Source organism: Rhodoferax sp. OV413, assembly GCF_945881795.1.
Classification (GTDB): domain Bacteria; phylum Pseudomonadota; class Gammaproteobacteria; order Burkholderiales; family Burkholderiaceae_C; genus Allorhodoferax.
The window spans coordinates 1-11,145 of sequence record NZ_CAMCVG010000072.1 but is presented as its reverse complement, the minus strand read 5'-3'; the positions used below and the strand labels follow the sequence as shown (position 1 = coordinate 11,145).

Genomic DNA, 11,145 nt, shown 5'->3' with positions numbered 1-11,145 from the left:
GTCAGGCCGAGGATGCTGCGCACCGTGGTGGTTTTGCCCATGCCATTACGGCCCAGCAGGGTAGATGTGGCGCCCGACTGGAGCTGCAAATCCAGCCCGAACAGCACTTGGCTGTTGTCGTAGGCCGTCTCCAGGCCTTGGATGTCGAGCAGGGTGTCAGAACTCATGCGCGGGCCTGCTGAAGGGTCTCGTCGCCAAGGTAGGCACGTTGCACCTCGGCGCTCTGGCGGATGGCCTCTGGCGCGCCGCTGGCAATCACTCGGCCGCCGACCAGCACCGAGATGGTGTCGGCCAGCTGAAAAACAGCGTCCATATCGTGCTCCACCAACAGCAGGGTGGTGTCGGTGCGCAAAGAATGCAGGAGCGCCACCATGCGCTGGGATTCGTCCGGCCCCATGCCGGCCAATGGTTCGTCCAGCACCAGCAACTGCGGGCGGCTGGCCAACGCCAAGCCCACCTCTAACTGCCGTTGCTCGGCGTGCGACAAGGCGCCTGCCGTGCGTTGCAGTTGGGCCTGCAAACCTACACGCGCAGCCACATCTGCTGCCGCCTGCATACGCTGGGTCTCGGTGTGCACCGGGCGCCAGAAGCGCATGCTGCTGCCCGCCGCTGCCTGCAGGGCGAGGGCCAGGTTGTTCTGCACGCTCAGGCGCAAAAACACGTTGGTGATCTGGTACGAGCGGGCCAGACCGCGCTTTACCCGGGCGTGCATGGGCAGGCGGGTGATGTCTGCCCCGTTGAGTAGCAAGCGCCCGGAATCCGGCTGTAGCGCGCCCGAAATCTGGTGGATGAGCGTGGTCTTGCCAGCGCCATTGGGGCCAATCAGGGCGTGCACCTCGCCCTTGTGCACCTGCAGGCTGGCGTGGTCGGTGGCGCAGAGGGCGCCGAAGCGCTTTACCAGTGTGTCGATCTGCAGCAAGGGGGTTGCGCCGGTGTTCATGCCTGACTCCGCGTCCACACGCTGCGCAAGCTGGCCAAACCACGCGGTGCCAGCAACACGACCGCCAGCAACATGGCACCCAGACCCAGCTGCCAGTGTTCGGTGGTGTGGCCCAACACTTCTTCAAGCAGCAGGAAAGCGGCAGCACCCAGCACGCCGCCATACAGGTGGCCCACGCCACCCAGAATCACCATCACCATCAGCATGCCGCTTTGGCTCCACTGCATCATGGACGGGCTGACAAACCCGCCTTGATTGGCCAAGAGTGTGCCGGCCAGGCCCGCCATCGCGCCCGCCAGGGTAAAGGCGGTGAGCTGCGTGCGCAGCACGGGAAAGCCCAGCGCCTGCATACGCACCGGGTTTTCTCTCAGGCCTTGCAGGACCTGGCCAAAGCGGGCGTTGAGCAGGCGCTGGGTGAACAACAGGCACAGTGTGAGCGCACCGAGGGCGAGGTAATAGAGCGCGGTGTCATCGGGTGCGATGCCGGCCCAGGTGTTGCGCCCGGCCAGCGGCAGGCCGTCGTCGCCGCCATAGGTTTTGAGGGAGACCGCAAGGTAGTAGAGCATCTGCGCAAAAGCCAGCGTGATCATGATGAAGTAGACGCCTTGGGTGCGCAGGCTGACGAAGCCGATGAAGCAGGCCAGGCCCGCGCTTACCAGCATGGCAATGGGCCAGGCGACAAGGGCTGGTACCGTGCCGTGCTGCATCAGGATGCCCACGGTGTAGGCGCCGGCACCCACAAAGGCCGCATGCCCGAAGCTCACCAGCCCGCCGAAGCCCAGGATCAAATTCAGGCTGCTGGCAGCCAGCGCAAAAATGGCAATCCGGGTGGCCAGCGTGACGTAGAACTCGGCGTGCAACGCGGCGGTGATCTGTGGCAAGGCCAGCAGCACGATCAGCACTGGCACAGCAGCCCGAAGGTGCAGGGTGTGGTGTAGCGAGGTGCGCTTGCTGTCTGAATCAACCATGGGCGGGGAACAAGCCGCGCGGCTTGAAGAAGAGCACCGCAGCCATCAACAGGTAAATGAGTATGGAGGCCACCGCCGGCGCCGCATCGGCCGCAAGCGCGGCCCCGAAGAGCGACTCGAACACCATTGGCAGCAGGGTGCGCCCGCCGGAGTCAACCATGCCCACCAGCAGCGCGCCGACCAGCGCTCCGCGGATGGAGCCAATGCCGCCGATCACAATGACCACAAAGGCCAAAATCAAAATGCTTTCGCCCATGCCCACCTGCACCGAGAGCAGTGGTCCGAGCATGCCGCCCGCTAACGCGCACAACGCAGCGCCCAGCCCGAACACCGCGGTGAACAGGCGCTGCACGTTGGTGCCCATGGCCAGCGCCATGTCGCGGTTGGATGCGCCGGCTCGCACCTGCATGCCTACACGCGTGCGGGTCACCAGCAGGTAGAGCGCCACCGCGGTAGCCAGACCCACCAGGATGATGAGCAGGCGGAACGCCGGATAGAAAAAGCCCGGCAACAACTCCACCGGGCCTGAAAGAGCGGCCGGCGGGTTCAGGGACAAAGGCTGGGAGCCCCAGACCATGCGCACCGCCTCGTTGCACATCAGCAGGATGGCAAACGTACCCAGCACCTGGGTGAGGTGGTCGCGCCGGTAGAGCTGTCGCAGCACCGACACCTCGAGTAGCACCCCGAAAAGGGCGGTGCCCGCCACACCCGCAGCCAGGCCCCACCAGTAGGAGCCGCTGGCATGTGTGGCTGTGGCAATCAGGTAGGCGCCCACCATGTAGAGCGAGCCGTGGGCCAGGTTCACCATGTCCATGATGCCGAACACCAGTGTCAGCCCGGATGCCAGCAAAAACAGCATCAGGCCGAGCTGCAGGCCATTCAGGGCCTGCTCCAGCAGCAGAATTCCGCTCATGCGCGCGCCTCAGGCCTTAGAGGCCGGGCATCTTGCAGCTGGCGGCGTAGGCGTCGGCGTGGTTTTTAAATACCGCGCCCAGGGTGCGGTTGGTGACGCGGCCCTTGGCATCGCGGGTGATGACGCGCAGGTAGTAGTCCTGGATGGGGAAGTGGTTGGTGTTGAACTTGAAGGCGCCACGCACCGAGTCAAACTTGGCGGCTTCAAGGGCCTTCTTGACCGCGGCCTTGTCGTCCAGCTTGCCCTTGCTGTCGCGAACGCCAGCGTCCATCAGGCGGGCGGCGTCATAGCCCTGGGCGGCGTACAGCGTGGGCAGGCGGCCGTATTCTTTCTCGAACTCGGCCACAAACTTCTTGTTGGCCGCGTTGTCCATGTCGTGGCCCCACTGCGAGGTGTTGAACATGCCCAGCATCGGATCGCCCACGGCCTTGATCACGTCTTCATCGCCCGAGAAACCGGGACCGAAGAGCGTGATGTCTTTGGACAGGCCGGCGCCCACAAATTGCTTGATGAAGTTGATGCCCAGGCCGCCGGGCAGGAAGATATAAACCGCATCGGGCTTGGTGGCGCGCAGCTTGGAGAGTTCAGCGCCGTAGTCCAGCTGGTTCAGCGCGGTGTAGGTTTCAGACGCGATTTCACCCTTGTAAAAGCGCTTGAAGCCGGTGAGTGCGTCTTTGCCTGCGGGGTAGTTGGGCGCAATCAGCGCTACGCGCTTGAAGCCCTTGTCGGTCACCGTTTTGCCCACCGCTTCGTGCATGTTGTCGTTCTGGTACGAGGCACTGAAGAAATAGGGGCTGCACTGCTCGCCGGCGTACTGCGAGGGGCCGGCGTTGGCGCTGATGTAGAAAGTTTTGCTCTGAAAGGTGGGTGGTCCGACTGCCAGCATGACGTTGGAGAACACGATGCCGGTCATGAAGTCGACCTTGTCCCGCTTGATCAGCCGATCCGCAGTTTGCCGGCCGACTTCGGGGTTGGCCTGATCATCGGCCACGATGACTTCGGCAGCACGACCACCGAGTTTGCCGCCGTTGAGCTTGATGGCGAGCTGAAAACCATCGCGGATATCGACCCCCAGGCCTGCGCCGGGACCGGACAATGTGCTGAGCAAGCCGACGCGAACGGGCTCGCTCGATTGGGCTGACGCGCTGCCTATGGAGGCAGCCAGTGCGGCGGCCAAAGCCAGTCGAAGAGGGGCAAAACGGGACAGGTGCATTGCAGACTTCCTTATAGATGCTTGGACCATTTCATTATCGGTCCTACATCCCGCGCTTTCTGCTGCACCGCCACAGAAAGCAGCTGCGGCGCTCAGTTCAGCAGGTAGCTGTCGGCGTTCGCTTCGAAGTCTTCGGCGTCGATTGCGGCATCAAAGGCGGCGCGGGCTGCCAGTGCTTCTTTGGTGTACGGAATCAGCGGCTTGTCCAGGGGGCGCAGCTTGTGGCGGCGCAGGCCGCGCAGTTGCTGTGAGCGCTCCATGGTCTGCAGAACCAATTCTGGTTCCATCATCAGGCTGAACGGATTGAGCGTAGGGGTCGTGGATTTCATGGGTGTCCTCCGGTGGTTGCTTGTCCTTGGTCAAGAGACCTCGGCACATGGGAGAACTGTAGCCACGCACCCCAAAAAGTGGAGTCAGACACACGCTGTAAAACGTGTAGGAAAAAGCCTTACAACAAGCGCGCCCGCACGCTCTTGCCCTTGACGCGGCCGGCGTTGAGTTTGTTGCAGGCGGCTTGGGCCTGGTCGCGTGCCACGCCGACAAAGGTGCAGAACTCGGTGACCTGAATCTTGCCGATTTGCTCGCGGGTGAAGGCGGGGCCGCCCTCGGGGCTGGTGAGCGCGCCCAGCACGTCGCCGGGGCGGATTTTTTCTTTGCGGCCGCCGGCAATTTGCACCGTCACCATCGGCGGCAGCAAGGGTTGCAGGGCCTGCGGTTTGCCCTCTTGTGCCGGGTTGAGCTCGTCGAGCTTGTGCCACACCGATGGGGCATTCTGGTACTGCTCGATCTTGCCCACCGCGCCCATCTCGCGCATGCTGGCCAGGCTGACCGCCAGCCCTTTCTCGCCCGCGCGCCCGGTGCGGCCGATGCGGTGAACATGGACCTCTGGGTCCGGGGTGATGTCCACGTTGATCACGAGATCCAGCTCTTTCACATCGAGCCCGCGGGAGGCCACGTCGGTAGCCACCAGCACCGAGCAGCTGCGGTTGGCAAACTGGGCCAGCACTTGGTCACGCTCGCGCTGCTCGAGGTCGCCATACAGTGCCTGCGCCACAAAACCTTGCTGCACCAACAGGTCTACCAATGCGTTGCATTGCTGCTTGGTGTTGCAAAAGGCAATGGTGCTGGTGGGGCGCAGGCTGTGCAAGAGCTGTCCGACGGCCGCGAGGCGCGACTCGCGGTCCACCTCATAAAAGCGCTGCTCAATCGTGCTGTCGGCGGCAGGTGCGTCTACCTTGATTTGCTGCGGGTCGCGCATGAACTGGCGGGCGAGCTTTTCGATGCCCTCGGGGTAGGTGGCAGAGAACAGCAAAGTCTGCCGCTCTGCGGGGCATTGGCGAGCCACGGTCACGATGTCCTCCAAAAAGCCCATGTCGAGCATGCGATCGGCTTCGTCGAGTACCAGCGTATTCAGGCCTTCGAGCGTGAGTGTCTGCCGCTCGAGGTGGTCCATGATGCGGCCGGGCGTGCCCACCACGATGTGGGCGCCATGCTCGAGCGACGCCTTTTGGCCCCGTAAGGCCACCCCGCCGCACAGGGTGACGACCTTGATGTTGTCTTGCGCGCGCGCCAGGCGGCGGATCTCGGCGGTAACCTGGTCGGCCAACTCACGGGTGGGGCACAGCACCAGGGCCTGCACCGCAAACCAGCGCGGATTGAGTTTGGCCAGCAGGGGCAGTGCAAATGCAGCAGTCTTGCCGCTGCCGGTTTGCGCCTGCGCGATCAGGTCGTGCCCGGCCAGTGCCACAGGCAGGCTGGCAGCCTGAATCGGCGTCATCGCCTCAAAGCCGAGCTGCTGCAGGTTGGCGAGTGTGGCGGGTGCGAGCGGGAGCGCGTCGAAGCGGGCGGGGAGTGCGGACATGCAGGGATTATCGGCCCCGCTGTCGCCCGCGCCACTACGACGCGAATGTCAGACCAACAATTCAGGGCGCTTCGGCCGTGACCTTGATGACGCTGAACCAGGCCGCCAGGTTGCTGATGTCGGCGTCCGTGAGTTGCATGGCAATCACGCCCATCACTGCGTTCTGGCGCTTTCCGCTGCGGTAGTTCTTCAGTTGCTCACTGACGTAGATGGCGGACTGGCCCGCCAGGCTAGGCGCGTTGGGCAGGGTGGCAATGCCAATTGCACCGTGGCACAAGGCGCATGCGGCGTCAGACTTGGCCCGGCCTGCGGCCACATCGTCGGCAAAGGCGGTGAGGCTGCTGCAGGCCAACAATGCAATGAGTAGTTTCTTCATATCAGACAGGTGAAAACGAGTGAATCAAAAAATTGGGGCCCTGGTGAGAGGGCCCCAAAAAACACCTCAGCAACGGGCGCTGGGCCCGTGCTGTGCCGCTTTATCAGTTGCCGGTGTAGCTGATGCGGTAGATCGCGCCAGCGTAGTCATCGGACACCAGGATAGAGCCGTCAGGCAGGTTGGCCACGTCCACAGGGCGTGCCAGAGCGCGACCGGTAGCCTTGTCCAGGAAGCCGTCAGCAAACACTTCGGAGGCGCCTGCAGTGCCATCGGCCTTCACAGGCACGAAGTTAATCAGGTAGCCGCTAGGTGTGGTGCGGTTCCAGGAACCGTGGGAAGCCACAAACAGGCCGCCTTGGTACTTCTTGGGGAAGGCTGTGCCGGTGTAGTGAGCCAGACCCAGTTGGGCTTGGTGGGCAGGGAACTCGACTTGAGGAAAGACGTGGCCAGCGGGCTCTTTCATGTCCTTCAGGTCAGGCGCTGCAGCAGAGCCGGCAACCTTGAAACGGCCGTTGTAGTACGGGAAGCCAAAGTGTTCGCCTTGCTTGGAGACTTTGTTCAGCTCGCCTGGAGGAATGTCATCGCCCAGACCGTCCACTTGGTTGTCGGTAGCCCAGATGTCGCCCTTAGGCCCAATGCTCAGGCCGGCGGGGTTACGCATGCCCTTGGAGAACACGGTGCGTCCGGAGCCGTCCAGGCCGTTGTAGCGCACGATGCCGCCGATGCCGACTTGGTCATACAGAGCGACTTTGTCAGCAGGTTGCACGTTGTAAGGCTGGCCCAGGGTCACGTAGATCTTGCCGTCTTTGTCGACCTTGACAACGCGACCGGTGTGGTTGAACGATTGTTCTTCCACGGGGATCAGCTTGCCTTCAGGAACGACCACGCCCACTGCCACGTCCGGACCTTCATAGAAGTACTCGGCTGCGGGGAAGTGCAGGATACGGTTGGATTCGGCAACGATCAGGAAGCCGTCACGTGTAAATGCCACGCCGTTGGGGTTGCTGAACTTGATGGAAGGAGCGAAAGGCTTGACTTCAGTGGCAGCGTCGCCGTTGTTGCGGTTGGTCACAGCCCAGACGGTGGTCTTGCGGGTGCCGACGAACAGCATGTTGGTGGAAGGAGCCACGGCCATGTAGCGGGCATCAGGCACCACGGCGTACAGGTCGATCTTGAAGCCTTCGGGCAGCTTGATCTTTTTCAGGTTGGCGCGGATAGCGTCGGCATTCTTACCTTCTTGTGGAACGGTAGGAATCACCATGTTGGTGGCGGTGTTACCCATGCGTTGCAGGGTGGACAGGTTTGCGTCTGCGGCTTGGGCAGAAGCGAAGCCTAAGGCTGCGATAGCCACAGCCATTGAGGTCAGTTTGACGAGTTTCACGGAATCTCCTTTTATGGTTTGACAACAGTTCTCAGTTGCCCCGAACAAATTTCAGAAATGTGCTGAGGACCATGTCCAATGTAGGAACCTTAGGCCCCCGCGGAAACAGGGTTAACCCGTGAAGTGACACCTTGGCAACTACAAACGCCCGGCTATTTATGCAAAAAATGCTGAAATAAATTTCAAACCCCGGCGCCCTTGGTCCACGAACCCAGGCGTCACAGGGGTTTGCAGCCGAATGGCAGGGCCAACTTGTCGTCAGAGCGACATAAAAGCACGCCACCGCGCGCCCTGCCTAGAATGAAGAAGCAACCAGACCCGTCCACGCCATGAAAAACCGCTTCACCGCCCTCGCTATCCCCTACGCCCTGGGCGCCCTGCTGCTGACCAGCTGCGGCACGCAGGTTGTCAACCCGGTGAGCGGCCAGGCCGAGCGTTCGGTGATGAGCGAAGAGGCGGAGCTGGCTGAGGGCGTCAAGGGGCACCGGGAGGTGCTTAAGGAATACGGTGTGGTCAAGAACGCGGCGTTGCAGGGCTATGTGAACACCCTGGGCCAAAAGCTTGCCGCGCAAAGCCACCGCACCCAGCTGAAATGGCACTTCACTGTGCTGGACAGCCCCGAGATCAACGCCTTTGCCCTGCCGGGCGGCTATGTGTATGTGACGCGCGGCATCATGGTTTATCTAGAAAGCGAGGCCGATCTGGCCGGCGTCATCGGGCATGAGATCGGACACGTGACCGCCCGCCATGGCGCGCAGCGTGCCACCAGCCAGCAGAACGCGGGCCTCGGTGTGCTGGCGGCCAACATTCTGGGCGCGGTGCTCGAGAGCCAGGGCTACAGCGGCGCCGGCCAGCTGGCGGGGCAGGTGTCGCAAACCGTGGCCGCAGGCTACATCGCGTCCTACGGGCGCGAGCAGGAGCTGCAGGCCGATGGTCTGGGTGCCGAATACCTCTACCGCACCCGATACGACCCGCAAAACATGGTCGATGTGATCAAGGTACTCAAGAATCAGGAACTGTTTGCCGCCGAGCAGGCCAAGGCCGATGGCCGCCCCGCGCCCGCCAAAGGCGACTGGCTGGCCTCGCACCCCAGCAACGACCAGCGGCTCGACGCCATCACCCGCCTGGCCGAGCAGTACCAAGGCAAAGACCGCTACAACGATGAAGGCCGCCAGCGCTACCTCACGGCCCTGCAGAACCTGCATTTCGGCGACAACCCTGAGCAAGGGCTGGTGCGCGGGCGCAACTTCTACCACGAGGCGCTGGGTGTGGCGCTGACCGCGCCTGCGGGCTGGAACCTGCAGAACGAGTCCGCGCAGCTTGCGGTGGTGAGCCCGTCGGGCGACGCGGCCCTGATCATGCGGGCGGTACCTGCCGACGTCGGCAAGAGCCCCGCTGAGGTGGTGCGTGCGATGGTCAAACCCACCCAGGGCCGCCTGGAAGCGACCACCATCAACGGCCTGCAGGCTTCGCGCTTTGTGGGCTTTCGCACCAGTTCCAGCGGCGCACAGGTGCCGCTGGAGGCCACCGTCATCAACGGCCCGCGCGACAAGGTGTACCTGCTGCAAAGCAGCGCCAGGGATGCCTCCGCCATGGCCCGCGCCCGCACGGCGCTGCGCGAGACCGAGGGAAGTTTTCGAGCGATCACAGCCGCAGACCGTGCCGCCGCCAGGCCCTGGGTCATCAAAACCGTGCCTTACCCCGCAGGCGGATTTGCCGAACTGGCCAGAACCTCGCCGATCGCGCGGCCCGAGCAGCAGCTGCGCCTGATCAATGGCTTTTACGGCGGCGGCGAGCCGGCGCGGGGGCAGCTGGTCAAGGTCGTGGTGCCGCAGTAATTTGCTATATTTTCAATAGCTGCTCGCGCATATCCAGTATGGGTTAAAGCCCTAAAACACCATGAAATCCCTGTCCATATCCACCTCCTTCGATTCCGGCGCTATCGAGGTGCTGCAGATTGATGCGGCGCACGACATTCAGCTGCGCATACGCCCCGACACGGCGGCCGAGTTCGCCCAGTGGTTTCACTTTTGCCTGCATGGCGCCGCCGGGCAGGACGTGACCCTGCGCTTCATGAACGCCTCCGAGTGCGCCTACCCCAAGGGCTGGGAGGGCTACCGGGTGGTCGCCAGCGAAGACCGCCACCACTGGAGCCGTATCGACACCAGTTACGACGGCGCGGTGCTCACCGCCCGCGTGACGCCTCGGGGAAATGCCATGTATTTCGCCTATTTCGAGCCGTATTCCTACGAACACCATCTGGATTTGCTGGCTTCCGCCGCGGCCTCGCCGCTGGTCACCGTGCAGCGCCTGGGCGCCACTGTGCAGGGACGCGACATGACCCTGCTGCACATCGCCGACCGTCAGAGCCTGCTTGCCGCAGAAGACAAGAAGAAGGTCTGGGTGATTGCCCGGCAGCACCCCGGCGAGACCATGGCAGAGTGGTTCATCGAGGGTTTTCTGGAGCGCCTGCTGGATGCCGACGACTCGGTCAGCCGGACCCTGCTGCAGCGCTGCGAGTTCTATGTGGTGCCCCACATGAACCCCGACGGCGCGGTGCTGGGCAATTTGCGCACCAATGCCGCCGGCGCCAACCTTAACCGCGAGTGGGCCGCGCCCAGCATGGAGCGCTCGCCCGAGGTTTATTTGGTGCGCGATGCGATGGAGGCCGCCGGCCTGGACATGTGCCTTGACGTGCATGGCGACGAGGCGCTGCCCTGTAACTTTGTGGCCGGCTCCGAAGGCACGCCGCGCTACACCCCGCGCATTGCCGAACTCGAGGAGGACTTCAAAGCCGCCTGGATGCGCGCCTGCCCCGACTTTCAGGACACCCTGAACTACGGCCGCGTGGCCGCCGGTCAGGCGAACCTGGCGCTTGCCACCAACTGGATCGCCCAGCGCTTTGGCTGCCTGGCGCTCACGGTGGAAATGCCCTTCAAGGACAACGCCAACCTGCCCGATCCGGTAGTCGGCTGGAGCGGCCATCGCTCCAAGAAGCTGGGCGCCAGCGTCCTGCAGCCCTTGCTGCAGTGGTCTGTTTAGGCGCCTGAAGGCCGGGCGGCTTACTTGCCGTTGATGCCCAACAGCTCCACCTCAAACACCAGTGTGGCATTGGGTGGAATCACACCGCCGGCGCCCCGTGCGCCGTAAGCAATCTCAGGGGGGCAGGTCAGCTTGGCCTTGCCGCCGGTTTTCATGCGCTGCACGCCTTCGGTCCAGCACGGGATCACCCCGTTGAGCGGAAAGTCAATCGGCTGGCCGCGCTTGTAGGAGCTGTCGAATTCCCGACCGTCGGGGAAGGTGCCTTGGTAGTGCACCGTGACCTTGTCGGTGGCTTTGGGGCCGGGTCCGGAACCTTCTTTCAGGCTGCGGTACACCAGCCCGCTGGAGGTGACGACAGCGCCTTGCTCCTTGGCGGCAGCCGCGGTTACAGCGTTTTGCGCGGAAGCACTCTGGGCCAGCAAAGCCAGAGCGGCACAGGAAATTCGAAGGA

12 protein-coding genes are annotated in these 11,145 nt (G+C 63.3%); 2 read left to right on the top strand and 10 right to left on the bottom strand.

The features are described from left to right. The 9 genes from Q0O05_RS09365 to Q0O05_RS09325 all read right to left on the bottom strand — a co-directional run. The coding region (locus Q0O05_RS09365) for an ATP-binding cassette domain-containing protein (protein ID WP_293662400.1) at positions 1 to 167 on the bottom strand (167 nt) is incomplete at its 3' end. Next, positions 164 to 940: an ABC transporter ATP-binding protein gene (locus tag Q0O05_RS09360; protein WP_293662396.1), complete on the bottom strand. Its 777-nt coding sequence runs from the start codon at positions 938 to 940 to the stop codon at positions 164 to 166. The genes Q0O05_RS09360 and Q0O05_RS09365, both read right to left, overlap by 4 nt. Further along, entirely contained in the window at positions 937 to 1,908 is a 972-nt protein-coding gene (locus tag Q0O05_RS09355) for a branched-chain amino acid ABC transporter permease (protein WP_293662394.1), read from the bottom strand. Before Q0O05_RS09355 ends, Q0O05_RS09360 begins: the two co-directional genes overlap by 4 nt. Further along, entirely contained in the window at positions 1,901 to 2,821 is a 921-nt protein-coding gene (locus Q0O05_RS09350) for a branched-chain amino acid ABC transporter permease (protein ID WP_293662392.1), read from the bottom strand. Before Q0O05_RS09350 ends, Q0O05_RS09355 begins: the two co-directional genes overlap by 8 nt. A 16-nt stretch (positions 2,822 to 2,837) precedes the next feature. Continuing rightward, positions 2,838 to 4,034 carry an ABC transporter substrate-binding protein gene (locus Q0O05_RS09345; protein ID WP_293662390.1) on the bottom strand — a complete coding sequence of 399 codons (1,197 nt, stop codon included), beginning with the start codon at positions 4,032 to 4,034 and terminating at the stop codon, positions 2,838 to 2,840. A gap of 92 nt (positions 4,035 to 4,126) precedes the next feature. Continuing rightward, entirely contained in the window at positions 4,127 to 4,363 is a 237-nt protein-coding gene (locus tag Q0O05_RS09340; protein WP_293662388.1) for a hypothetical protein, read from the bottom strand. A 119-nt stretch (positions 4,364 to 4,482) separates the two neighbouring features. Further along, positions 4,483 to 5,895, bottom strand: a complete 1,413-nt coding sequence (dbpA, locus tag Q0O05_RS09335) for an ATP-dependent RNA helicase DbpA (protein ID WP_293662386.1) — start codon at positions 5,893 to 5,895, stop codon at positions 4,483 to 4,485. 61 nt (positions 5,896 to 5,956) lie between these two features. Next, a complete protein-coding gene (locus Q0O05_RS09330; protein WP_293662384.1) occupies positions 5,957 to 6,271 on the bottom strand; it encodes a cytochrome c in 315 nt (104 codons plus the stop codon). Positions 6,272 to 6,374: 103 nt separating this feature from the next. After that, positions 6,375 to 7,652: a PQQ-dependent sugar dehydrogenase gene (locus Q0O05_RS09325; protein WP_293662382.1), complete on the bottom strand. Its 1,278-nt coding sequence runs from the start codon at positions 7,650 to 7,652 to the stop codon at positions 6,375 to 6,377. Positions 7,653 to 7,981: 329 nt separating this feature from the next. On the opposite strand from Q0O05_RS09325, the gene Q0O05_RS09320 reads away from it, so the two are divergent. Then, positions 7,982 to 9,490 carry a M48 family metalloprotease gene (locus tag Q0O05_RS09320; protein ID WP_293662380.1) on the top strand — a complete coding sequence of 503 codons (1,509 nt, stop codon included), beginning with the start codon at positions 7,982 to 7,984 and terminating at the stop codon, positions 9,488 to 9,490. Positions 9,491 to 9,551: 61 nt separating this feature from the next. After that, a complete protein-coding gene (locus Q0O05_RS09315) occupies positions 9,552 to 10,694 on the top strand; it encodes a M14-type cytosolic carboxypeptidase (protein WP_293662378.1) in 1,143 nt (380 codons plus the stop codon). A 20-nt stretch (positions 10,695 to 10,714) separates the two neighbouring features. Here the strand turns inward: Q0O05_RS09315 and Q0O05_RS09310 are convergent, their stop codons facing one another. Then, positions 10,715 to 11,137: an FKBP-type peptidyl-prolyl cis-trans isomerase gene (locus Q0O05_RS09310; RefSeq protein WP_293662398.1), complete on the bottom strand. Its 423-nt coding sequence runs from the start codon at positions 11,135 to 11,137 to the stop codon at positions 10,715 to 10,717. Positions 11,138 to 11,145: the final 8 nt, after the last annotated feature.